Raw genomic sequence first — 25,786 nt, 5'->3', positions numbered from 1 at the left:
AAGGCCACCGGCTAGCCTTCCGCCGACGCCGGTGGCCGCAGCCCACGCCGGGCGGTCACGCTCGGCGCCTCGCCAAAGCGCTTGCGGTAGGCTCTGGAGAAGTGCGCCAGGTGGCTGAAGCCCACCGCCACCGCGGCCTCGGTCACCGCAATGCGACTGTCGGCCAGAATCCGCTGGGCCTGGTCCAGCCGCATGTTCAGATAGCACTGCTTGGGCGTCTCGCCGAACTCCTGCACGAATAGCCGGGTCAACTGGCGCTGGGACAGGCCCGCCAGACGACAGACGTCGGGAATCGGCAGCGCCTGGGCGAGATTGGCCTCCATTACCGCCAGTGCGCGCAGCACCCCACGCGGCAGCTCCCTGGGCGAAGCCCGATCCGCTACCCAGCCGGTGCTGGCCCCAGCCCTCCCTGCTACTTGCTGCGCTGTTGCGGCTCCCCTCGCCTCCGCAGGCCGCGAATGCACGATCTGTCGCCCCACCGCCTCGGCCAGCGAAGGACCATAAAGGGTCACGATCCACTCGAGCATCATGTCGATGCTGGCGGCGCCGCCGGAGCCGGTGAGACGTCCGCCTTCCCAGACGTAGCTGTCCGCTCGCACTATCAGCTCAGGGAACTCCTCGCGAAAGGCCGGCACGCTTTCCCAGTGCAGCGCCACCGGATAGCCCTCCAGTACGCCCGCCCTGGCCAGGATAAAGGGGGCGGTGTCCACCCCCCCAAGCCAGACGCCATGGGCCGCCAGTCGCTTGAGCAACGCCAGATCCTCGACACCGATACAGGCTTCCGGCTCATAGGACGACACCACCATCAGACGCCCCTTGGACGCCAGCCCCTGGTACCAGTCGGCCTCGGTAACCTCGGACAGACGTCCATCGACATCGATGCGTACGCCATTGCTGGCCGTCACCGCCTCGCCATCGGCAGACAGCAGGCGCCAGGCAAACAGATCCCGACCAAAACGGTTGGCCACCCTGAGCGGCTCGAGCAGGCAGAACAGCGTCAGCATCGAAAACTTGGGCACCAGCCACACGTCCAGGGTGTGTTCGGCCTGGTCGGGCGACAACAGCGGCGGCGAGTCCGGGCGCGGATAGGGATGGCTGTCGGGCCAGCGGGCCTCGCTGTCTGCCTGGCTTTTGGCGTGGCCGTTGCCGTGGCTGTTGGCGTGGCTGTTGGCGTGCCTGTCTATGTCACTGTGCAAGTGGTGATCAACGTCCGACATGGGGCGAATTTTATCAAGGCTATGGCGAATTTGATCAAATTGTATCCCAAATAGCACAGTAACCTGTAACCCAGACAGCGACGCCAGGTGTCGAACCGCCCTTCCTCGACCTGGTGAGCCTTTAACAACGCCAGACCGATCGAATCCGGAGAGAGCCTCGACGATGACCCAGCAGACGCCCCCGCAACTGACCGATGACGGCCGCCAACTGGCGCTGACCCTTGGTGAAGGGCATCACCGTCTTGATGCCTTGTGGCTGCGCGAACGCCTGCCCGATGCCGAAACCCTGGACCCCCAGACCGGGCAGCGTCTGATCGAGGCCGCCGAACTACCGCTGGATCTGATCCTCACCCAGGCAGAAATCCAGGATGAGCGGCTGGTCGTGGCCTTCTCCGATGGCCATCGAGGCAGCATCACGATCGACGAGCTCGAGGATGCCGTGCGCTGCCAGCGCTCGGACGACAACGCCTCACGGGTGTACTGGGACTCGACGCTCGCCACACCCCCGCAGGCCAGCTTCAAGCAAGCACTGGAAAGCGATCCGGCGCTGCTCGATCTGCTCGACCAGCTACATCGCTTCGGTTTCGTGCGCGTCACGGACGTACCGGTCAGCGAAGACGGCATGCAGCCGCTGATCGACCGTATCGGCCCGCTGCGCCGGACCAACTGGGGCGGCATCGCCGACGTCAAGTCGGTGGCCAACGCCTACGACCTGACCATGACCCAGCGCGGCCTCGAGCCCCACACCGACAACCCCTATCGCGATCCGATCCCCGGTTACATCTGGCTGCACTGTCTGACCAACGCCGCCGATGGTGGCGACAGCACCCTGGTGGACGGCTTCGAGGCCGCTCGACGCCTGCGTCAGCAGGATCCCGACGCCTTCGCCTGCCTGACCGAAGTGACCCCGCGCTTTCGCTACCACGACGAGACCACCCGTCTGGAGAGCGAAGGTCCGCTGATCGAGCTAGACGCCCGGGGCGAGGTGACGCGGGTACGCTACTCCAACCGCACCGAGCGTATCGACCTGATGGACAGCGCCCTGCTGCGCCGCTACTACGCCGCCCGCAAGGCCTTCTACCAACTGATTCGCTCGTCCGAGCTTACCCTCGAACTCAAGCTGTCCCCTGGCGAGATGCTGATCATGGACAACTACCGCCTGCTGCACGGGCGTACCGCCTTTCAGCTCGAAGGCGGCGTACGCCACCTGCGCCAGGGCTACGTGGACCGTGACAGCACCGCCAGTCGACGCCTGTTGCTGAAGGATCGGCTCAAGCCCGCACACGACTCGGAAGCCGGTACCGCCGACAACCTCCCACGAACCACCCAGGGGGCCAGCGTATGAGCACCAGCGATCTCGCACTGACCCAGGCCCGCTTCGCGCGCTTTGACCAGAGCACCGCCGAAGAGTGGCGCCTGATCGACCGCCACTTTCGTGCCTACCAGAGCGACGCCTGCCGTCGTGTGCTCGCCCACCTCGAGCGACTCAAGGGCGACACCCACGGCTATCCGGTGGACCGCTACGAGCACTGTCTGCAGACCGCCACCCGCGCGCTGCGTGACGGCGCCGACGAAGAGACCGTGGTCTGTGCCCTGCTCCACGACATCGGCGACGACCTGGCCCCGGCCAATCACGCCGAGATCGCCGCCGCCATCCTCGAGCCTTTCGTCGACCCGCTCAATGTCTGGATGATCCGTCACCACGAGCTGTTTCAGGGCTACCACTACCGCCACTTCTTCGGCCAGGATCGCCACGCCCGTGAGGCCTATCGCGACCACCCGGCCTACGCCCGCACGGTGCGCTTCTGCGACGACTGGGACCAGACCAGCTTCGACCCCGACTACGACACCCTGCCACTGGACGCCTTCCTGCCGATGATCGAAAACGTCATGGGCCGCGAACCCTTCGGCGGCCTGCCGAGCGTGGTAGAAGACAGCGACTCCAGCCCCGAGCCCCAGGCGAATGCCCAGGAGGCCTCCCGATGACCACCTGCGCCCAGCGCCTGATCGAGCTGCTCGAGGCCCAGGGGATCGACACCGTCTTCGGCATTCCCGGCGTGCACACCGTCGAGCTGTACCGGGGCCTTGAGCATTCTGGTCTTCGTCATGTCACGCCACGCCACGAACAGGGCGCCGGTTTCATGGCCGACGGCTACGCCCGGGCCAGCGGGCGTCCCGCCGCCTGCTTTATCATCACGGGCCCGGGCATGACCAATATCGCCACCGCCATGGGCCAGGCGCTGGCCGATTCGGTGCCGATGCTGGTGATTTCCAGCGTCAATACCGTGTCGACGCTTGGGCGCGGCCAGGGCCGTCTCCACGAGATGCCCCACCAGGGCCAGACCCTGGCCGGGGTGGCCCGCTTCAGCCATACCCTGCTCGATCCCGAGGCGCTGCCCGAAGTGCTGGCCCGCGCCTTCGCCGTGTTCCAGGGCGCACGCCCGGGGCCGGTGCATATCGAGATCCCCATCGATCTGTTCGCCGCCCCGGTCAAGGCACCGATGCCTGCGGCGATGCGCGTCTTTCCACCGGCGCCAGCGCCCCAGGCCGTCGCGGCCGCCAGCCGACTGCTGGGCGAGGCACAGCGCCCGCTGGTACTGGTGGGAGGTGGCGCCTGCGCCGCCGCCACCAGCGTCACCGCCCTGGTCGAACACCTGGACGCCCCCACCCTGACCACCATCAATGCCCGCGGGCTGCTCGGTGCCGACCATCCGCTGGACCTGGGCGCCACCGCCAGCCTGCCGGCGACACGCCGACTGGCCCGGCAGGCCGACGTCATCCTGGCCCTTGGCACCGAACTCGGCGAGACCGACTACGACCTGGTGTTCGACGACGGTTTCAAGCTCGAGGGCAGCCTGATCCGGGTCGATCTGGACGCCGAGCAGCTGGCGCGCAGTCACATCGCCGACCTGGCCCTGGTGGCCGATATCGGGCTGACCGCCGAGGCCCTGCTGGTCGCACTGGAACGCGGCGAAGATGAAGGCCGGCCACAACGAGAAGTCGGTCGCGAGCGCTGCGAGCGCGTGCGCCACGAGCTGGCCCTCGCCGATGACCCGGAGCTCGCGCGCTATCGGCCGCTGTTTACCACCCTCGACGAGGTGCTGCCCGAGGCGATTATCGTCGGCGACTCCACCGGCCCGGTGTACGCCGGCAACGTGGTGGCCAGACGCCCGGCGCCACGTCGCTGGTTCAACGCCGCCACCGGCTTCGGCACCCTGGGCTACGGCCTGCCTGCGGCCCTGGGCGCGGGGCTGGCACGACCGGATCTGCCGGTGGTGGCGCTGGTCGGCGACGGCGGCCTGCAGTTCGTGCTGGGAGAGCTTGCCACCGCCCGGGATATCGCCCTGGAGGCCGACCGCGCTCGCGCCGAGCAGGGGTCAATCGACCGTGATTCGAGCGATTTGGCCTGCGCCGACACCGCCCTGGCAAGGCCCTTGGCGATCCTGATCTGGAACAACGACGGCTACGACGAGATACGCCGTTACATGAGCGCCGACGGTGTGGCTCACGTGGGGGTCGATCTGGCTCCCCCGGACTTCGCCGCCCTCGCCCAGGCCTTCGACTGCCGCTATCGTCAGGCCGCCAGCGCCGACGACCTGGCGTCGGCGCTTTCAAGCCTGAATGATGCCGGTTCACCGCTGATCGTCGAGATCGACGCCCTGGCCTGGTGTCGCCAGCTCGAACACTGAGGCAGGACGCCGGCACCGAGCGGATCGACGGCGTCCCGACCATGCATCACTTATGCATCAGTTATGCATCCATAAAATAACGAAGGAGTTCCCCGTGACTCGATGTTTCTCGCACAAGCCCCGTTCCATCGCCCTGGCAGCCGCGCTCGGCCTTGCCGCCGCCTCCGCCCAGGCCGCTGACCGCGACGATGAGCTGAGCCTGGTCGTCCCGCCCTGGCCCGGGGTCACCGTCAAGAGCGAGATCCTGGCGCAGCTCGTCGCGCCCCTGGGCTACCAGGTCGAACGCCAGGAGCTCAGCTCCACGGTGGGCTACAAGACCCTGACCACCGGCGACAGCGACGCCTTTCTGGCCGGCTGGCTGCCGGCCCAGCAGGAAAGCTACGACGCCGCCATGGCGGCGGACGCCATCGTCGATCTAGGCAACAACGTGACCGGCGCGCGCATGGGATTCGCCGTGCCCGGCTACGTGGCCGAGGCCGGTATCACCGACGCTTCCCAGTTGGGCGAGGCGCAGAACGCCGAGCGCTTCGAGCACACCTTCTACTCGATCGAAAGCGGCTCCACCGTGACCGACTTCATCCACGCCGCCATCGACAGCGACACCCACGGGCTCGGTGACTGGGAGGTCATGTCCTCCTCGACCCCCGGCATGCTCAGCGAAGTCAAGGCGGCGGTGAACGAACAGCGCTGGATCGTCTTCTACGGCTGGACGCCCCACTGGATGATCCCCGAGTACGACGTGCACATTCTCGACGACAGCGAAGGCGTGTTCGGCCCCGACAACGGCCGCAGCGACGTCAAGACCATCGTCGCCAGCGAGTTCGCCGAGGCCAATCCCAACCTGACCCGACTGCTCGACCAGTTCGTGTTCAGCGCGCATGAGCAGAGCGAGTTCATCAAGGCCTTCAGCCTCGAGGAGCGTGACCTCGACGAGGTCGCCCGAGAGTGGCTCGAGCAGCATCCCGACAAGCGCGCTGCCTTCCTCGAAGGCGTCACCACCCGCGACGGCGATGACGCCCTGGCCGCCCTGGAGGCGAGCCTGTGAGCGAAGACAGCCGCCAGCAGCGCATCCGCCGCGACCTGGCCGCCGCCTACCGGCTGATGGCCATGGATGGCATGGACGATGGCATCTCGACCCATATCTCGGCGCGAGTCGGGCCGGGGCGCTTCCTGCTCAATGCCTTCGGTCTGCGCTTCGAGGAGGTCACCGCCGACTCTCTGGTGACTGTCGACGAGCACGGCCAGGTGCTCGACGATCCCACCGGCCTCGGCATCAACCCGGCCGGCTTTACCATCCACAGCGCCATCCACGCGGCGCGTCCCGACGCCCACTGTGTACTGCACTCCCACAGCGTCGCCGGGGTCGCCGTGTCCTGCCTCGAGCAGGGCCTCGCGCCACTGAACCAGTGGGCGATGCAGTTCTATCGGCGCATCGGCTATCACGACTACGAGGGCATCGCCCTCGACCTGGACGAGCGCCAACGGCTGGTACGTGACCTCGGCGAGCACATGAGCATGATCCTGCGCCAGCACGGCCTGCTGGTGGTCGGCGAAAGCGTCGGCGACGCCTTTCTGCGCATGCGCGACCTGGAGCGCTCCTGCCAGGCCCAGCTCGCGGCCCAGGCCACCGGGGCGGCGCTGGTCAGCGCCAGTCCTGAGCTTTGCGAAAAGGTCGCCCGCCAGTACGACGACTGGGCCGCGAGCCCCCAGGGCACCGAGCTTGCCTGGCGGGCGGAACTGCGCCGCCTCGGCATCGACGCTCCCGCCGCTTCCGACAACAAGGACCCTTCACCATGAAAGTCTCCGCCCTGACCCAACGCATCGCCGGCGAAGGCGCCGCCGCCTGGGACATCCATGTGCGTGCGCTGAAGCGCCAGGCCAGCGGTGAAGACATCACCGTACTGTCGGTGGGCGATCCCGACTTCACCACCCCCGCCCCGATCATCGAGGCGGCCAAGCAAAGCCTCGACCGCGGCGCGACCCACTATGCCGACGTCCAGGGCAAGGGTGAGCTGCGCGAAGCCATCAGCCGCCACTATCGTCGCCATCAGGGTGTCGAGGTGTCCCCCGAGCGACTGATCGTGATGGCCGGCGCCCAGTGCGGGCTCTACGCCACCGCCCAGTGCCTGCTCGACCCTGGCGACGAGGTGATCGTGCCGGAGCCGAGCTACGTCACCTACGAGGCGGTGATCCAGTCGACCGGTGCACGACTGGCCCGAGTGCCGCTGCGGCCAGAGGCCGGCTTTCGACTCGACGTGGCCGATATCGCCGCCGCGATCACCGACAACACCCGGGCGATCCTGCTCAACAGCCCCCACAACCCCACCGGCCAGTCGATGACCCGGCAGCAGTGGGAGCAGATCGCCGAGCTGTGTCACCGCCATGACCTCTGGCTGATCTCCGACGAGGTCTACGCCGAGCTGATCTTCGAGGGCGAGCACCACAGCCCGCTGGCGCTGCCCGACATGGCCAATCGCAGCGTGGTGATCTCTAGCCTGTCCAAGTCCCACGCCATGACCGGCTGGCGGCTGGGCTGGGTGGTCGCGCCCGAGGCGCTGATCGAGCACCTGGACAATCTGGCGCTGTGCATGCTGTACGGCTGCCCGGACTTTATCCAGGACGCGGCGATCACCGCGCTCGACAGCGACCTCCCCGAGCTTGCCACCATGCACGCCGCCTACCGTGAACGCCGCGACAGCGTCTGCCGCGCCCTAGACGGTGCCGACTCGGTCAAGGCGATCTGCCCGGACGCCGGCATGTTCGTGATGGTCGACATCCGCGCCACTGGTCTGTCATCGGCCGAGTTCGCCGATGGCCTGCTCGATGACTGCGGCATCTCGGTGCTGTCCGGCGAGGCCTTCGGCCCCTCGGCGGCTGGCTTTGTGAGGCTGAGCCTGACCCAGCCCCCGGAGCGCCTGAGTCGCGCCGCAACACGGCTTCGTGAGTTTGCCGATGCCTGTCTTGTCACCAGCCCCTGAGTCGCCTATGCCACCATCCGTCACCACCAGCGACGACTTGAGCCCGACCTCCCCCGTGGTCGAGGCTCGTCACCTCGTCAAGCGCTACGGGGACACCAGCGTGCTGCGCGACGTCTCCCTGAGCGTCGCCGAAGGCACTGTGACCACCATCATCGGCGCCAGTGGCTCCGGCAAGAGCACCCTGCTGCGCTGCATGAACCTGCTGGAGCGACCCCAGCAGGGCAGCCTCTCCATCGCCGATGAACGCATCCGCTTCACCGAGCAGGGCCCCCGCAGCAGCCATACCGACATGCCGCTCAGTCGCCATCAGCTGCAACGCCTGCGCGGCAAGGTCTCCATGGTATTCCAGCAGTTCAACCTCTGGCCGCACCTGACCGTGCTCGGCAACGTCAGCGAGGCCCCGGTGCGGGTCAAGGGAATCTCACGCAGGAAGGCCAACGCCCTGGCCGCCCACTATCTGGAGCGCGTCGGCATGGCCGAGCGTGCCGACGCCTACCCGGCGTTTCTCTCCGGTGGCCAGCAGCAGCGCGTGGCCATCGCCCGAGCGCTGGCCATGGAGCCCGAGATCCTGCTGTTCGACGAGCCTACCTCGGCGCTGGACCCGGAGAGGGTCAACGAGGTGCTAGGGGTCATCCGCGGCCTGGCCGACGAGGGGCGCACCATGCTGATGGTGACCCACGAGATGGCCTTCGCCCGGGAGGTATCCGACCAGATCGTGTTTCTCGACCGCGGCGTCGTCGGCGAAGCCGGCCCCCCCGAGCGCATCTTCGAACACAGCGACAACGAACGCTGCCGGCGCTTCATCGCCCCCGCAGCTTGACTGCCAGTCACACAACAACCAGGAGTTCCCATGACCGTATCCCATCCCCTGCGCCCGTCAGCCGACCTCGCTCGTCGCCTTGCCCTGGGCGTCGCGCTCGCCACGACCCTCGGCGCCGCCACCATCGGCAGCGCCCATGCGACCGACCAGGCAGCCAACCAGGACGCTGGCGAGCCCCTCAAGATCGGCATCTCCGCCGAACCCTATCCGCCCTTCACCTACACCTCCTCCGACGGTGACTGGACCGGTTTCGAGGTGGAACTGGCATCGGCCATCTGCGACCAGATGGGCCGTGAGTGCGAGATCACCCCGACCGGCTGGAGCGGTATCATCCCCTCGCTCAAGGCCGGACGCATCGACATGATCATGAACTCCATGTCGATCACCGAGAAGCGCCTGCGGGTCATCGACTTCAGCTCGCCCTACTACTTCACCCCCGGTGCCTACGTCGCCGCCCGCTCACTGGACATCGAGCCGCCCGAGGGCCTGGACGGCAAGGTGCTGGGGGTGCAGAGCGCCACCACCAACGCCACCTACGCCCGTCGCGCCCTTCGCGATAGCGGCGTCGACATCCGTCTGTACGACCAGGCCGAACAGGTCAATCGCGACCTGCTCTCCGGCCGCCTGGACCTGATCCTGGCCGACGAGATCGCCATGACCGAGCTGGTCGAACGCGATGAAGCCGCGGACTTCGAGATCAAGGCCACGGCGCCGCACCACGAGGCCTACGGTGAAGGCGTCGGCATCGGCCTGCGCCAGGAGGACGACGCCCTGACCGAGGACGTCAACGCCGCCATCGAGGCGGTCAATCAGCAGGGCATCTGCAGCGAGCTGTCCGAGCGCTACTTCGGCACCGACGTCTGCGTGGGCTAGGGCCTGTACGAAAAGTGTCTGCGCTCGGTAATACGGCGTTAAAAATCGGGTCAAAATGCTCATTTACAAACGTAAACTGCGCTTTCTCACCGATTTTTGCCTTGTCTAACCATCGCTCGTCGACTTTTCGTCTAAAGCACAGGACCTATCGGCGACGCGCTCGTGTGAACGACGCTTCTGCCTGAGGCCGGGGCCTGGGCGAACGCCGGCAACAGCCGCCGGATGCGCACCAGGCCCCCTGCCATCGCGACTTTCACCCACGACGAGAATGCCCCATGAACAACGCTTCTCAGGAGGGGCTGGCCGACTGGGCCGGACCGATCCTCGACGGCGCCCTCACCACCCTGCAGATCGCCTGCCTGGCCTACGCCATCGGCGTGCTGCTTGGCTTTGTCGGTGCCGCCTGCCGGCTGTCCCGACACGCCTGGCTGCGCGGAATCGGCGGCGCTTATTCCACCGGCGTGCGTGCGGTGCCGGAGCTTCTGCTGATCATCCTGCTTTACTATGCCGGCTCCCAGGCGCTGACCGCCCTGACCAACGCCCTGGGCCTGCCCGGGCAGGTCGCCATCAACGGCTTCGTCACCGCCGTGGGGGTGCTGGCCTTCGTCCAGGGCGCCTACATGACAGAGGTTTTCCGCGGCGCCATCTCGGCCATCCCCAAGGGCCAGCTCGAGGCCGCCGACGCCTTCGGCTTTTCCCCCTGGGCACGCTTTCTCCACATCACCCTGCCGGCGATGCTGCCCAACGCCCTGCCAGGGATGTCGAACCTCTGGCTGATCCTGATCAAGGACACCGCCCTGATCAGCGTGATCGGCTACAGCGAACTGTTCTTCACCATCCAACAGGCCGCCGCCAGCACCCGTGCGCATTTTCTGTTCTACGCTGCCGCCGGCGTGCTCTATCTGATGATGACGCTGTCGTCCAACCTGGTCTTCGCGCTGATCGAGCGCCGGGTCAGGCGTGGACAACCCCAGAGTCAGGAGACCTGATATGCGCTGGTGTCATTTCACTGCGCCCTTTGGTCGTTCACGGCGTGTCAAACGCGGCCAGCCCCACTCTCACCTTCAGCCCCGGGAGACCTGATATGCGCTGGTGTCATTTCATTGCGCCCTTTGGACGTTCACGGCGTGTCAAACGCGGCCAGCCCCATTCTCACCTCCAGCCCCGGGAGACCTGACATGGACTTCGGCTGGTTGAGCGACCCTTTCTATCAGGAATACCTCATCGAAGGCCTGATCAATACCCTGTGGCTGCTGCTGGTATCGGCCATCGCCGGCCTCACCCTGGCCATCGGCATGGCCATGGCACGCATCAGGGGCCCCCGACCGCTGGCCTGGACGGCCACGGCGGTGACCTCGGTCATTCGCGGCACCCCATTGCTGGTGCAGCTGTTCTTCTTCTACTACGGGGTGGGTCGGCTGCTGGAAGGCATCCCCGGCATCCAGGACAGCATCTTCTGGGGCTTGCTGCGCGACCCGTTCTTCTACGCCACCCTTACCTTCACCCTCTCGGTCGGCGCCTACAGCGGCGAGATCCTGCGCGGCGCCCTGCTCAGCGTACCGCCAGGCGAGCGCGAGGCCGGGCGGGCCTTCGGCCTCAACCCGTTCCAGGTATTCTGGCGTCTGTGGCTACCCCGCGCGGTACAGTTGTGTCTGCCCACCCTCACCGGCGAGATGATCCTGCTGCTGAAGTCGATCCCGCTGGTCTCGACCATCGCCATGATGGATCTGCTCCAGGCCGCCAACATCATTCGCGACGAGACCTTCCTGACCTACGAACCACTGCTGCTGATCGCCGCCGTCTATCTGCTGCTGACCATCGTGCTGACGCTGTGCCTGCGTCAGGTCGAACACCACTTCCCGGGGGTACAACCGGTACGTCGCGCCTGGCGCCCCTTTGGACAACCTCGTCGGGTGTAAAGGCGCTTCGCCATCCGCACCGGCATCGACGCCCATGTCGATGTGACCTTCCCGCCTTTCCCTGTGCCTGCCAATGTCGATCGACCGCCGGCACAGGGCGCCTTTTCCCCTTTTCCTCACGCGCCTGCTCGGCTTGCCCCCTCCGGCATTCCTCCCCGGAAACGTCAGTGGTTCCACATCGTTTTCGGCGTTAACCCTCACGTTATTTGCTTCAGCGGGCATTCCTGACGTTCGCCCTCCCCCAAAAAAGGGCCCTGCCAGCCCTCGAGTGAAGGGCTGGGGCCTTGGCGCCAGCCGCCTACCATAGCCTTGTCACTACCGTCCTGATCCGCGTAGCCACTCCTCCACTTTTTCGGCACAGAATGAGAATCAACGTCTATGTTTAGAGTATTGTGCAGATATGGCATTAAAAGCGTCATCTGCCATCGATACAGTGACAACAAGGAAAGGCAGGAGTCGGTATGAAGGGAACTCGTTCACGGCTGATCGCGCTGGAGCCACGCCTGCTGTTCGATGGCGCCATGGCGGCCACCCCCGACCCCGCCAGCGATGGCGACGGTGGGAAACCCAACCAGCAGCCAACGGACGGCGACGGCCAGGCACCGGCCACCCAGGGCGACAGCGACAGCCCCCGTGGTAGCGGAGCGCCGGCTCGCCATCTGGTGGTGGTGGACGCACGCCTCTCCGACGCCCAGCGCCAGACGATCCGCGAGGGTCTTGCCGACGACGCCGAACTGCTCGAGGTCGACGCCGACGAGAACGGTATCGAGGCCATCACCGCTGCCCTGGCCGGCATGGACCAGGTCGAGAGCGTGGAGATCTTCAGCCACGGCGCCTCAGGCCAGTTTCAGCTCGGCGATACCCTGGTCGGCAACGACACTCTCACGAGCCTGACGGCGAGCCTCGGCCAGTGGCGCGAGGCACTGACGGCCGACGCCGACCTGCTGCTCTACGGCTGTCGCATCGGCGCCACCGACGCTGGGCTCGAACTGGTGGAAGGTCTCGCCAGCGCCACCGGCATGGACGTGGGCGCCTCCACCGATGATACCGGCCACAGTGGCCTGGGCGGCGACTGGGAGCTGGAGCGTCAACAGGGGCAACTGGCTGACGACCGTGGCGTGGCACTCGCCGCCCTGGCACCCTTGGATGGCCTGCTGGCCGACGCCGAGCCGACGGCGTCGCTCGGCGAATCTGCCGCGGAGGTGCCGCTGGGCGAGGAATTTCAGTTCACCGTCAGCGTGTCCAATGCCTCCACCGCCCAGGAGGGCTACGCCCCCTTTGTCCAGTTGATCGTGCCCGCTACCGGCAAGGACGGCGCCGGCGCCGAGGTCGACGATGGCATTGTCATCACCTCGGCAAGCTACCTGGGAGGGCAACTCGACCTCTACCAGGTGACCTTCGACGCCAACGGCGAGGCGGTGCATCCCCTGGCAAAGGACGCCAATGGCGAACCGATCACCGTGCTGGCCTCGGCCTATGGCGCCCAGGCCGGCGACACCCTGGTGGTGGCGGCGCTGCCCTTCGCCAGCCTGACCAGCGACCAGCCAAGCATCGACGTCACCTTTACCGGCCAGCTCAGTGAGCTGGCTGACACCTCCCAGACCAACGGCAGCCCGGACCTGGTCATCCAGGCCATGGCCGGCTTCGAGCTCGGCAACGATGCCCTGTCCAACCCGGAGCAGGACCCCAGCCTGATCGGTAGCGCGGTCGCCTTCACCATCACCCCCACGGTCATCGCGGTGGAGCAGAGCCTCGACATGAGCGAGGGCGACACCACCACCGGCGAGAACTACCCCCACAGCCTGGTCACCACGGTGCGCCCGGCAGGCGCCGGGGCCACCGCCCAGACCCTGACCGACGTAGTCATCACCCAGCCGGTTCCGGACAACGTTCAGGTCACCGCCATCGATCCCGGCAACGGCACCCTGACCTCCATCACCCTGGCCAGCGGCAACACCTACACCGGTGACCTGACCATACAGGCGCTGATCGACAGCGATGCCTTCATCACCTCCTACACGGTGACCTACGACAACCTCACCGAGGCCCAGTCCAGCCGGGTCGACTTCTATGTGCCGGAGACCGATGCCAACGGCGCCCCTGTCCTCGACCCGGTGACTGGCAACGACACCACGATCAAGTTCGGCGCCCCCACCGGCAGCGGCGTCTGGCTGCCGCTGGACGATCGCGACCGCAATCCCGACGATCCCGACGGCAAGGTCAGCTTCGAGGGTACCGGCGATGAGCTGAGCTTCGTTGCCAAGTCGATCACCCTGGAAAAGACCGCCACCCTGGCCATCGATACCGGCACCAGCGGCCTGACTCCGGGTGACACCCTGGAATACCAGCTGGAGATGGCGCTGTCGGACTACTTCGCCTTTGGCGAGGACACCCAGCTCGTTGGTCAGTTTGTCGTCACCGATACCCTCGGCGACGGCCAGACCCTCGAGGGCACCCCGACGCTGATCCTCTACAGCGGTGATGACGCCACCACCATCGATCTGGTGGTCACCACCAGCGTCAATGCCGATGGCACCACCACCCTTGGCTTCGATATCGCCCTGTCGATCCAGAACGCTCTGGGTGACCAGGCCTGGCTCGCCGGCGACGCCGCCTTCGATGGGGTGATCGACGCCGGCGCCACCCGTGCGCTGATCAGCTATCGCGCGGTCATCGACGACGCCTATGCAGACGAGGACGTGACCGACCACCCTACCATCAACGAAGGCGACAGCCTGGGCAATGCCGCCGAGGTCGATGCCACCCTGCTGCTCAACCCGAACAACCTGACCGGCGATAGCGAGACCGACGACTCCAGCACCGAACTGACGGTGCCCACCAGCCAGGTGGACATCGCCATCGAAGGAGGCGTCAGCGAACTGGCCCCCGGCGACGAGGTGACCTTCACCCTGCGCTACGAGCTGGTCACCGGCGACCACGAGAACTTCCAGTTGATCGCCTACCTGCCGCTGCCGCTGCTCGACACCTCGGGCATCAGCTGGACGCAAGGTACTGACTCCGGCCAGTGGTCCCTGGCAGCGGACAACAGCTGGGCGGGCGAGATCACCAGCGTAGCGAGCGGTCCCGGCAATGCCATCGTCTTTACCCTGGCAGACCTGTCCACGACAGAGGCCAGCACCATCGCCTTGAGCTTTACCATGACGGTGGGGGATCAGCCCTTCGCCGACGGCCGCTCGCTGGATGTGCTGGCCGAATCGCGCCAGACCACCACCCTCGACCAGACCGAACTGGTGACCCAGGACGTGGTCAAGGTGCAATCGGTGGCCGAGCCGGTCGTCACCATCACCCATGGGGTGGTGTCTTCGACCAACGGCAGCGTCAGCGGCACCAGCGGCAGCTGGAATGCGCCCGGCTCGGCGGGTGCGCCCTTCACCGGCAGCATCACCGACCCGGCGGCGGTGGACGGCGACGTCACCGACATCGACGCCGGCGACACCCTGCGCCTGGCCACCCTGCTCGAGAACACCGGCGGCGGCGGCGCCTTCGACGTGACGACCGAGATCGAACTGCCCACGGACCTGGACTTTGTCGGCGACAGCCTGGGTAGTGCCAACCTGACCCTGACGCTCGGTGACGGCAGCGTGCTGATCGAGGGCACCGACTATAGCGTCAGTGGTACCACCATCACCCTGCTGGATGCCGGCGGCCAGGCCACCCTGCAGGCCGGGCGGGATGGCAGCGCCAGCGACGCCGCCGGCACCAACATCATCGTCATCACCTACGACGTGACCGTGGCCGCGGCGGTCAGCGCCAGTCGCACCCTCGGCACCACGGCAACGCTCACCAACTATGCAAGCGTCGACGGCGGCACCGACTTTACCCCGACGGACCTCGAGGACGACGCGACCCAGCAGGTGGCGGCGCCAACCATCACGACCACCTTCGCGGACGGCGGCGCCGCCACTGATAACGACTCAAGTGCCAGCCATACCGACGGCGCCGATCTGGTGGTCGGCGAGTCGATGTTCTACGACATCGTGGTGACCCTGCCGGAAGGCACTACCCAGGAACTCAGGGTCAATGACCTGATACCGCCGGGCATGGCGCTGGATACCTCCTACAACGGATCCGGCTATCGGCTGATTACCGCATCCGCCGACAGCAACAACTTAAGCGCCAACTTCGCCGGCAGCGTCTCCGTCTCAGGCCTTGCCGGCAGTGGAGGCACCCTAGGCGTCGATGGCGTCGATGGCGTCGATGGCCAGTTCACCTTCAGCGCCGCCGGCGCCACCGGCGACAACGACACCGGCAACAATACCTTTGTTCTGCGCGTCCGCCTGATTGCCACCAACACCCTCAACAACCAGCAAGGCACCGAACACGAACACAAGGCGGGCCTGACCTATCAGGACGTCGACGGCGACGAGATCAACGGCGCCACCGCCGTGGATCGCGACGTCAGTCAGCCCGGTAAGGGTCCGACCACCACCCTGGTGGAACCCACGGTCAGCATCGAACAGGCGCTGACCACTCCCTCCGACCCGGGTCTCGGAGTCGACTCTGGTGACGCCATCGAGTACGCCGTCACCTTTTCGAACACCTCGGGGGTCGACGCCTTCGACCTGGGGCTGTCTGTCCAGCTACCTGCTGAACTCGACGGCGTCAGCCTTGAGGCGGTGAGTTTCAGCGATGCCAACGGGCCCGCCGTGGGTGACTTCGAGATCACCGGCAACGACACCGACGGCTATCTACTCAGCCTCAAGAGTGGATTCGATCTCGACCTGCGTACCGGCCATTCCATCACCCTGACCATCGGTGGCACCGTGGGCGCCACTGCCGCGGATCTGGCGAACCTCACCTCCGAGGCCCGGGTCGACTGGACCAGTCTCGATGACACCAGCTCCAGCAACGATTCCGAACGTACAGGGGCCAACGGGGAACTGGGGGATGGCTCCCTCAACGACTATCGGCAGATCGATATCCAGGCGATCCCGATCGCTCAGACACTGCAGGTGTCCCGCGTCGGCGGGCTGGACAGCACCGCAGCTGCAGACCCGACCGGCGACACCCGCGAAGACGTCGCGGTGGGTGAAATCATCCGCTACCGGGTGGTGGCGCTGCTGCCCGAAGGCACTACGGACAACTATTAACTGACGATTCAGGTCGATGAAGGTCTCACCATTCTCCCGGAGACGGCCAACCAGATCAAGATGGCCTTCATCGCCAACGGTGGCGGTCTGACAAGCAACCTTAACACCGGCGCCGGTTCCGTCGAGGGCAATGGCCAGTCCCCCGAGGCCGGGTACATCCAGAGCGACCTGAGCGGCGGACTGAAGGATGTGCTCGACCCTGCCCGCTACACCATCAGCGGCGATGGACGCACCCTGACCATCGACCTGGGCACCATCACCAACGACGATAATGACCTCGACAAGGAAGGCATTTCGCTCGAGTTCAATGTGCGGGTCGACAACGTCTCGACCAACCAGGCAGGGACAGAGCTTGGCATGGTCGTGACCGAAAGCCGCGACGGCACCAGTTTCCAGAGCGAGGAAATCTACGAACGAATCGTCGAGCCGTCCTTCGAAGAAATGACCAAGACGGTGGTGGACTTCGATCCTGCCCCTGATGACACCACCGGCAGCGCCAGCGTCACCGTTGCCTTTACCCAGAACGGCGGCATGCCCGCCTACGATGTGGTGCTGACCGACGCCTTTCCCTCGGGCAGCGGTTATGTCATCGACAGTGTGGTCATCGATGGCCAGAGCTACAGCCTGGGCGGCCTGCCGGCCGGCGTCTTGGCCAACGCCACCGCCAGTGGAATCGAGGTCACCTTTGCACAGCTCGACCCAGGTACCAAGGTCAGCGTGTCCTATAGCGTCGAGATACCCAACAACGCGCCGGTGGCGGCCGATGATGCCGAGGCCCGTCTTGCCTGGTCCAGCCTGCCCGACGACGGCAGTTTCGATGGCTTTGCTGGCAGCGATGTCGGCCCCGACGGCTCGGCAACCGGCGAGCGTACCGATGCCGACGGAAGCGGCAGGCTCAATGACTATGTGTTGACCGCCGGGGCGAGTCTCGGGCTGATCGAAGGCACCCTGTGGAATGACACCCTCAGCGCCGACGCCAGCACCGCACCCGATGTCGGTGAAGATGGTCTGGCCGGCGTCAGAGTGATCCTGACCTGGGACGGCAACAACGACGGCGACTTCGATGACGACGAAGATCTCACCTTTGACACCGTCACCGACGCAAACGGCAACTACTCCTTCGGGGTGCTGCCCAAGGGCAGCTATCGCATCTCGGCCGGCGAAAGCCTCACCGACGCCGATGCCGGCGAGCTGAAGGCACGTATCGACAGCGGCACCTTCGACGACGGCAGCCTGTCGTCGATCACCGGTGCCATCGACGGCGACACCTACGAAGCCAATATCGGCTATGTCGAACTCAACGACGCCCCGGTTCACACCTTGCCGGCCTCGCCGGTCTCCGGCAACGAAGACACCGAATTTGCCATCACCGGCATCTCGATTGCCGACCCCGACACCCTGACGCCCGGCCAGTACGGCGCCGAGCCGATCACCACGACCTTGAGCGTCGACCACGGGAAGCTAAGCGTGGACGACGACTATGACTCCATGACCACCGTCGAAAACGACGGAAAAAAATTAAAACTCACCGGCAGCGTCGCCGAGATCAACGCCGCCCTCGCCACCCTCCACTATAAAGGCGACGACAACTTCAACGGTGACGATACCCTGACCATCGTCACCAGCGACAACGGCAACTTCGGCGATCACCCGGACAACGGCAACGGCATCCCCGGCGAGGAGATCGACGACGCCCTGACCGACCGCGATACACTGGCCATCGAGGTCATCGCGGTCAACGACGACCCTGTCGCCATCGACGACAGCGCCACCGCCGTGGAGGCCGGGGGGCGCTTCAATATCGGCGGCATCGACCCCAACGGTCTGGTCTTCGGCAACGACAAAGACCCCGACAAAGGTGACGCCGACCCCGACGTGCTGACGGTGGTCCGGGCGGGCCCCGACGACAGCTCACTGCAGGCGGTCAACAGCGACCCCGCCTCGCCCACCCGTATCCAGGGCACCTACGGCACCCTGGTGATCTCCTCGAGCGGCTCGGCGGAGTACCAGCTCGACAACGACAACGCCGCCGTCGAGGCGCTGAGGCTGAGCGGCAATACGCTAGACGAGACCTTCGTCTATGAAATCGGCGATCGCGCGGGTGCCACCTCCCAGGCCACCATCACCATCACCATCGAAGGCGCCAACGACGCCCCGGTGGGCGTCGACGACAGCGGCGTGGCCATCGAGGCGGGCGGTATCGGCAACGCCACCGCCGGCCAGGACGCCACCGGCAATGTGCTGACCAACGATACCGACGTCGACCTCAACGGCGAGACCAAGGCGGTCACAGGTATCCGCGATGGCGATGAGCTCCTAGGCAGTTTCGATGAGGTCACCGGCGCCACCAACGTGATCGGAAAATACGGCACCCTGACCATCGACCAGGATGGCAGCTATACCTACGTCATCGCTGACGACAACGCAGACGTCGAAGCCCTGGCGGTGGGCGATACCCTGAGCGAGACCTTCAGCTACCTGGTCACCGACGCCGAGGGACTCGATGACATCGCGGTGCTGACCATCACCATCGAAGGCGCCCAGGACAACCCCGTCGCCACCAACAACACCACCAGCGCCCAGGCACCGTCCACCGACGGCGCCACGCCGGCGGTGGACGGCACCGGCAATCTGATCGCTGATGACGACGGCGATGACGTCGACGCCGACGTGGATACCATCGACCAGGGTGCACTCGCCGTCGGCGCCATTCGCCCCGGCAGCGAGACGGCCGGCGGCGCCATGACCAGCCTCGGTGGCGTCAGCGCCAGCGTCGATGGTCAGTACGGGCGCCTCACGGTAAACGCCGACGGCAGTTACCGCTACGTGGTCGACGGCGACAACGCCGCCGTACAGGCCCTGGCGGCAGGCGCCACCCTGAGCGAGACCTTCACCTATAGGCTGATCGACACCGCCGGCAATCCGGACCTGGCCGAGCTGGTCGTCACCGTCACCGGCGCCAACGATCCACCGAGCCCGGTGGCCGACAAGGCCATCGCGGTGGAGGCCGGGGGTACCGCCAACGCCACCCCAGGTGACGACCCCAGCGGCAATGTCCTGACCAACGACGACGACGTGGATGGACAGACACTGAGTGTCGATCAGGTCCGCTTCAACACCACCACGGTAAACGCCGGCCAGCCGCTGGCAGGACGCTACGGCACCCTGACCCTGAACGCCGACGGCAGCTTTTCCTATGTGGTCGATAACAGCAATCCGGCGGTGGAGGCCCTAAGAACCGCCAACGATACCCTCACCGAGGTCTTCGTCTACCGCAGCGTCGATCCCCTGGGTGCCAGCACCACGGCGCGTCTGACCGTGACCATCGAGGGACGCGACGATGCCCCGGTGGCCGCCGACAACGTCGCCCTGGCGGTGGCCGACAGCGATCAGGGCACCGGCCGTGATCCCAGCGGCAATGTGCTCGACAACGATAGTGATATCGACGCCGGTGACCAACTGGCCGTGAGTGGCGCCCGCCCCGGCACCGAGGCCGCAGGCGGGGCCCTGTCCACCCCCAGCGCCGGCACGATAACCCTGACAGGCCAGTACGGCACCCTGACGCTTGCTACCGACGGCAGCTACAGCTACGCGGTCGACCAGTCCAACGCCGAGATCCTCGGGCTTGGCCCCCTGGAGTTCCGCCGTGACGTCTTTACTTACGAGGCCCGTGATCTGGCGGGACTGGTGGACCTGGCCGAACTGACGGTGTTCGTGCGCGGCCAGAACCAGGCGCCGGTGCCCGGCACCGACGATGGCCTGGCGGTGGAGGCCGGTGGCCGCGACAACGCCACGCCCGGGGCGGACGCCGTGGGTAACGTGCTCGACAACGACAGCGACGTCGATGGCGACATCAACCTCGGCGTCAACCTGCTCGGCCCCAACCTGACGGTGACCGGCGTTCGCACCGGCGATGACCCAAGCGCCGGCACCGAAGGCACCCTCGGCAAGGCACTCAAGGGCCGCTACGGCAGCCTGGTGATGGAGGCCGACGGCAGCTACCGCTACCAGGTCGATGACGACAACCCGGAGGTCCAGGCGTTGCGTCAAAGCGGCCAGACCCTGGTCGACGTCTTCACCTATGCACTGGAGGACCGCTGGGGCGGCCCCGCCAGTGCCAGCCTGACGATCACCATCGATGGGCGCAACGATACACCGACGGCCCGCGACGACAGCGGCGACGCCGTGGACATCGGCGGAGGCGCGAGCCGCCCCGACGCCACCGGCAATGTGCTGCCCAACGACACCGACGTCGACGCCGAGCGCTACGGCGAGACCCAAAGGGTCACCCTGGTGGCACAGGACGGCGTCAGCGCGGCGCCCGGCGAGCGCCTGGCGGGCCGCTACGGCACCCTGATCATCGAGGCGGACGGCAGCTACCGCTACTTTATCGACCGCACCAACAGCGAGGTACTGCGCGCCAGCGGCCTGGGTCCGCTGTTGCAGGAGGTCTTCGTCTACACCCTGACCGACCAGGCCGGCGCCAGCGACACCGCCACCCTGACCCTGACCCTGGATATCGCCGCACCCTATATTCCGATCAGGGATGGCGCCGGCCCCCACTTCCTGCGCCCGGACGATGGGCGCCAGTCGCGCGCCACCCTTGGCGATGTCGACCCGGTGGTCTATGTCACCCCGGAGGTCGAGCGCAACAGCCGCCAGGTCTTCGATTACCTGCGCCTGTCCCACGGCGCCCAGCCCTGGCTGGTCCGGCCGCTGGAGACGCAGATCCCGTCGCTGGCCAACGGCCTGGGTGAGGTGCCAGGCCAGTACGTGCTACGCGGCGTAGCCTTGAGTCGCCTGTACGCCGAGCAGGATCAATTGCTGATGCTGGGCCGCCACGGCCGCACCGACCTGACGGCGGATGGCCTGCTGGCCGATCCATCGGTCTACGCTCCCACCCGCGAACAATTGCTGAACAACGCCACTGGTGCCGATGGCGAACCGACGATTCCGACGCGAAGCTCGACGCCGGGCGACGCTCAACCTGGCTCGGCCGAGGCGCCGAATCGCGATGCGACAGATGACGGCCGGCCTGAGCTGCCGCCGGGGGCCGAATGGATCGCCGATGGTGACCAGGACGATCGCCTCGCGCCAGCAGCGCTGGCCCAGGACGGCTGGCGCGGGCCAGATGAGACCTCCGGCGCCTCTCCCAGAGTCGCTGCAGGCTTTCGCGCACAACTGACGGCCATGGCCGGCTCCACCGCGCCGCTGCGAGGGGAGCACGACCTGTGAGATTCGAACGACAAGGACACCGCATGCATCGACTACCGCTCACCACGCTGGCGGTCACCGCCGGCCTGACCCTGAGTGCCTGCTCCAGCCTCGAGCCCCAGCCCTTCGACGCCACCGAGATCCGTCAGCGGGCGATCAGCGACCAGGCCCAGATGTATCGCCTGCAGGAGCCGCTCAATCAGCCGGTTACCTTCTACGAGGCCGCCGCCCGGGCACTCAAGTACAACCTCGACTATCGCCTGAAGCTGATGGAAAGCGCCCTGGCCTCGAACCTGCGTGACGTCTCGCGCCATGAATTGCTACCACGCATCGTCGCCGAGGCCGGCTACAGTGATCGCAGCAACGACTCCGGCGGCACCTCCATCGGTATCGAGGACGGCGAGGAAAGCCTGCGGCCCTCCACTTCGGAGCAGCGCTACCGTTCCACCGCGGGCCTTGGCCTGTCCTGGAGCCTGCTCGACTTCGGCCTGGCCTACTACGAGAACCAGCAGAAGGCCGACCAGATGCTGATGGCCGAGGAACGCCGGCGCAAGGTCGCCCAGAACGTGCTGCGCGACGTACGTAACGCCTACTGGCGGGCGCTGGCCGCCCAACGCCTGATTCCTCGCCTCAATGTACTGCTGGCGCGCACCGAGGTAGCGCTGGACGCCGCCCGTGAGGCCCAGCGCCAGGGACTGCTGCCACGCCAGGAGGTACTGGCCTACCAGCGCGCGCTGCTCGACTCCACCACCCTGCTGACCGCGCGCCGCCAGGATCTGGAGCTGGCCAAGACCGAACTGGCCGCACTGATGTCGCTGCCCCCCGGTACCCGCCTGATCCTGGCCGACGAACCGGAACCGGATCTTCCCCCGGACGTCAGCGATATCGAGCGCCTGGAACAGCTGGCGCTGCAGCACCGCCCGGAGATCATGGAGGAGTGGTACCGCAAGCGGGTCAACCAGAACGACCTGGAAGCCGCCAAGCTCAGGCTGTGGCCCAACGTCACGGTCAGCGCGGGCATCGAGTACGACTCCAACGACTACCTGTACAACAACGACTGGACCGAGACCGGCGTCAACGTGTCCTTGAACCTGTTGAAGCTGTTGTCCTATCCCGATCTGAACGAAGCCCAGGACACCCAGGGTGACGCCGACGACCTGCGCCGTACCGCCCTGTCCATGGCGGTACTGACCCAGGTGCGGGTGGGCGCCCTGCGCTACCACCTGGCCCGCGAGGAGCTCGAGTACAGCGACGAGAGCCTCGAGGTGGACGAGGACCTGCTGGCCTACGCCAAGGCCGCGGCCTCCTCTTCCATCGGCTCGGAGCTCGAGGTGATTCGCGCCGAGAGCCGCTACCTGCTGTCCCAGTACCAGCGCGAGGCGGCCTACTCCCGCGCCCAGGCCGCCTGGGGCCGGTTGTTCAACTCGGTGGGCCTGGACGTGCTGCCCGAGACCGTCGCCCAGCACGATGTACAGACCCTGGCCGGCGAGATCGAGCGGATCATGACCACCCACGAGCGCCAAGGCATCATTGCGCCTCACCCGGGCCAGCCACCGGCGCCAGCCGGCGGGCCCACCCTGGAGCCGCGTCGCCCGCAGCCGGGGACGGGCGCCGATAAGGGGGGAACCGATGCCGTCTAGTCGTCTTCGCCCGCGCTCGGCCGGGATGCTCCTCGGCCTCGCACTGCCCCTGCTCGGGCTGTCGGCGCCAGCATCGGCCCAGCAGTCGGCACCTCAATCGACCCAGCAGTCGACCCAGCATTCGGCACAGCAAAGCCGGAGCGAGCTGACCATGCGCGCCCTGCTGGCCCCCCAGCAGGAGGCGACCCTGTCGAGCCGCATGGAAGGCACCCTGGACGAGCTGGCCGTGTCGCTGGGTGCTACGGTGGCCGAGGGCGATGTGCTGGCCCGCTTCGACTGCCGAATCGAGCAGGCCCGGGTCAACGTGGCCAATACCGAACTCGGCGTGGCCCGGCTCAACAGCCAGGCCAAGGACCGCCTGCGCCGCCTGGACGCGGTGGGCGATCTCGAGGTGGCGCTGGCCCGGGCGGAGGTCGACAAGGCCCAGAGCGCCTTGAACCTTGCCGCCGTCCAGCGTGATCGCTGTACCTTGAAGGCGCCCTTCGCCGGGCGCATCGCCGCGGTTCACGTCAAGCCGTTCCAGACCATGGCCGCCGGTACGCCGATCGCCGATCTGGTCGGTGATGGCCCTCTCAAGGTCCGGCTCAATGCCCCCTCGGCGCACCTGTCCGAGCTCGGTGAAGGCCAGCCAGTCAGTCTTGACGTCAGCGAGACCGGCAAGCGCTACGCCGCCACGCTCAGCGCGGTGAGTGCCCGCATCGATGCGGTGGCCCAGACCGTCGAGCTCGAGGCACGCCTCGACCAGGCCCATGACGAGCTGATGCCGGGCATGACTGGGCGTGCCACCCTGGTGGCCGAGTCGCCCACCACAGAGGACAGCGACGAAGGCACGCCATGAGCGCCAGCGAACACCCACGCCCGGCATCGCTGGCGTCACTGAGCCTGGCCCTGCGAGATCGCGCGCTGGACGCAGAGTCACGCACCACCCTGGCCTTCTCCATCGCCAACGACCCCTATCCGCTGCTGCGCTTTCGTCAGGCCCTGGTGGTGGAGGGCCGTGCCCGGGGCGCGCTCAGGCTGCGCTGTGTCTCGGGGCTGGCCACGCCCACCGAGCGCACCCCCTTCGTCAACTGGGTGGAAAGGCTCAGCGCCTGGCTACTCGATCAACACGACATCGATGGCCCCAGGCTGCTGCTGCGCGATCAACTGGAACTCCCCGAGGACCTGGCCGAGGGCTGGGCCCAGTGGTGGCCAGAGGTGCTGTGGCTGGTGCCGCTGGGTCCCGGCGGCGCCGACGTCGACCGAAAGTCGTCCAGCGACCATGCCTGGGCGCTGTTTCTGCTCGAGCAGCCACCGCCCCAGGCGCTGCGCCAGCAGCTCGGTGGCCTGGCCGCCACCTGGCGCTACTGCTGGCAGGCCCTGGCGCCACGCCGCCGCGCCTGGCAGCTACCGCGTCGTCGGCTCGGCTGGCTGTTATTGGTTGCAGTGATCGCCGCGATGTTCCTGCCGGTGCGCCAGTCGGCCCTGGCCCCGGCCGAGATCGTGTCGCTGGACAGCGCCGCCATCACCAGCCCGTTGGACGGTGTGGTGGCCGAGATGCTGGTAGAGCCCAACTCACGCGTCGAGGCCGGCACCCCCCTGTTCCGCCTGGATCGTAGCGAACTCGAAGGCCGCGCCGGGGTACTCAGGCGTCAGCTCGAGGTGGCCAGCGCCGAGCTCGACGCCGCCGGCAACCTGGCCTTCGACGACCGCTCGCGGCTCGCCGATATAAGCCGCCTGAGGCGCCAGCAGGCACAGCGCCAGGCCGAACTGGAGGCACTGGAGGCCAGGCTCGAACGCACCCTGGTGACGGCTCCGACGGCGGGAGTCGCGGTCTACAGCGACCCCGACGACTGGGAAGGACGCCCCGTCGCCACCGGCGAGCGCATCCTGCGCCTGGCCGACCCCGATCAGCCGGCGGTGGAGATCCAGCTGGCCGCCGCCGACGCCATCACCCTGGCACCCGGGGCCGAGGTCAAGGTGTTCCTCAGCGCCCGTCCGCTGGAACCGATCGGCGCGCGCCTCACCCAGACCAGCTACGAAGCCTCGACCGACGCAGATGGCGTCGCCGCCTATCGCCTGCTGGCCGAGCTTGCGCCGACCGAGGTGAAAGACAGCGCCGGACAGAGCCTCGACCAGGGGACCGATACCCAGACCGACTCGACAGCGAACCAAGTACGCCTGGGGCTGCACGGCACCGCCAAGGTCTACGGCGAAGAGGTCAGTCTCGGCTACTACCTGCTGCGCCGGCCGCTGTCGGCCCTGCGCGCCTGGACGGGGTGGTAGCCATGGCCTCAGCGACACCCGCAAGCCATGGCCCGGGGGCTTCCCACGGCGCGGCTGCCT

Annotated in this window: 16 protein-coding genes; 15 read left to right on the top strand and 1 reads right to left on the bottom strand. The window is 66.9% G+C overall.

The features are described 5' to 3' along the window. Positions 1-11: 11 nt before the first annotated feature. Positions 12-1,064, bottom strand: a complete 1,053-nt coding sequence (locus C6W88_RS17010; protein ID WP_231498689.1) for a GlxA family transcriptional regulator — start codon at positions 1,062-1,064, stop codon at positions 12-14. A gap of 316 nt (positions 1,065-1,380) precedes the next feature. Here C6W88_RS17010 and tmpA point away from each other — a divergent pair, with 316 nt between their 5' ends. The 15 genes from tmpA to C6W88_RS16935 all read left to right on the top strand — a co-directional run bounded on the left by tmpA (position 1,381) and on the right by C6W88_RS16935 (position 25,726). After that, positions 1,381-2,562, top strand: a complete 1,182-nt coding sequence (gene tmpA / locus C6W88_RS17005; RefSeq protein WP_108133347.1) for a 2-trimethylaminoethylphosphonate dioxygenase — start codon at positions 1,381-1,383, stop codon at positions 2,560-2,562. Positions 2,563-2,579: 17 nt separating this feature from the next. Then, a complete protein-coding gene (locus tag C6W88_RS17000) occupies positions 2,580-3,203 on the top strand; it encodes an HD domain-containing protein (RefSeq protein WP_181248663.1) in 624 nt (207 codons plus the stop codon). After that, a complete protein-coding gene (locus C6W88_RS16995) occupies positions 3,200-4,906 on the top strand; it encodes a 5-guanidino-2-oxopentanoate decarboxylase (RefSeq protein ID WP_108133345.1) in 1,707 nt (568 codons plus the stop codon). The genes C6W88_RS17000 and C6W88_RS16995 overlap by 4 nt, the downstream gene beginning before the upstream one ends. A 94-nt stretch (positions 4,907-5,000) precedes the next feature. Continuing rightward, positions 5,001-5,951, top strand: a complete 951-nt coding sequence (locus tag C6W88_RS16990) for an ABC transporter substrate-binding protein (RefSeq protein WP_052704501.1) — start codon at positions 5,001-5,003, stop codon at positions 5,949-5,951. After that, a complete protein-coding gene (locus tag C6W88_RS16985; RefSeq protein ID WP_108133343.1) occupies positions 5,948-6,703 on the top strand; it encodes a class II aldolase/adducin family protein in 756 nt (251 codons plus the stop codon). Before C6W88_RS16990 ends, C6W88_RS16985 begins: the two co-directional genes overlap by 4 nt. Then, positions 6,700-7,884 carry a pyridoxal phosphate-dependent aminotransferase gene (locus C6W88_RS16980; RefSeq protein ID WP_108133342.1) on the top strand — a complete coding sequence of 395 codons (1,185 nt, stop codon included), beginning with the start codon at positions 6,700-6,702 and terminating at the stop codon, positions 7,882-7,884. Before C6W88_RS16985 ends, C6W88_RS16980 begins: the two co-directional genes overlap by 4 nt. A gap of 7 nt (positions 7,885-7,891) precedes the next feature. Continuing rightward, entirely contained in the window at positions 7,892-8,704 is an 813-nt protein-coding gene (locus C6W88_RS16975; RefSeq protein ID WP_108133341.1) for an amino acid ABC transporter ATP-binding protein, read from the top strand. Positions 8,705-8,734: 30 nt separating this feature from the next. Beyond that, positions 8,735-9,577, top strand: a complete 843-nt coding sequence (locus C6W88_RS16970) for a transporter substrate-binding domain-containing protein (protein WP_045994542.1) — start codon at positions 8,735-8,737, stop codon at positions 9,575-9,577. Positions 9,578-9,852: 275 nt separating this feature from the next. Next, positions 9,853-10,566, top strand: coding sequence for an ABC transporter permease (locus C6W88_RS16965; RefSeq protein WP_045994541.1), 714 nt, complete (start codon positions 9,853-9,855; stop codon positions 10,564-10,566). 189 nt (positions 10,567-10,755) lie between these two features. Beyond that, the gene (locus C6W88_RS16960) at positions 10,756-11,496 is read left to right on the top strand and encodes an ABC transporter permease (RefSeq protein ID WP_108133340.1); all 741 of its coding nucleotides are present in this window, start codon (positions 10,756-10,758) and stop codon (positions 11,494-11,496) included. 461 nt (positions 11,497-11,957) lie between these two features. Then, a complete protein-coding gene (locus C6W88_RS16955; protein WP_108133339.1) occupies positions 11,958-16,607 on the top strand; it encodes a DUF4347 domain-containing protein in 4,650 nt (1,549 codons plus the stop codon). Between the two features lie 60 nt (positions 16,608-16,667). Then, positions 16,668-21,842, top strand: a complete 5,175-nt coding sequence (locus tag C6W88_RS16950; protein ID WP_108133338.1) for a cadherin-like domain-containing protein — start codon at positions 16,668-16,670, stop codon at positions 21,840-21,842. 23 nt (positions 21,843-21,865) lie between these two features. Further along, positions 21,866-23,461 (top strand): TolC family protein, encoded by a 1,596-nt coding sequence (locus tag C6W88_RS16945; RefSeq protein ID WP_108133337.1) that lies wholly within the window; start codon positions 21,866-21,868, stop codon positions 23,459-23,461. Then, positions 23,451-24,299, top strand: coding sequence for an efflux RND transporter periplasmic adaptor subunit (locus C6W88_RS16940; protein ID WP_197037140.1), 849 nt, complete (start codon positions 23,451-23,453; stop codon positions 24,297-24,299). Before C6W88_RS16945 ends, C6W88_RS16940 begins: the two co-directional genes overlap by 11 nt. Then, positions 24,296-25,726, top strand: a complete 1,431-nt coding sequence (locus C6W88_RS16935) for an efflux RND transporter periplasmic adaptor subunit (protein WP_108133335.1) — start codon at positions 24,296-24,298, stop codon at positions 25,724-25,726. Before C6W88_RS16940 ends, C6W88_RS16935 begins: the two co-directional genes overlap by 4 nt. Positions 25,727-25,786: the final 60 nt, after the last annotated feature.

Origin of the sequence: Halomonas litopenaei, assembly GCF_003045775.1 — a bacterium.
Taxonomy (GTDB): domain Bacteria; phylum Pseudomonadota; class Gammaproteobacteria; order Pseudomonadales; family Halomonadaceae; genus Halomonas; species Halomonas litopenaei.
Note: the sequence above shows the minus strand (reverse complement) of the source record. Positions and strands in the feature narration are given on the sequence as shown.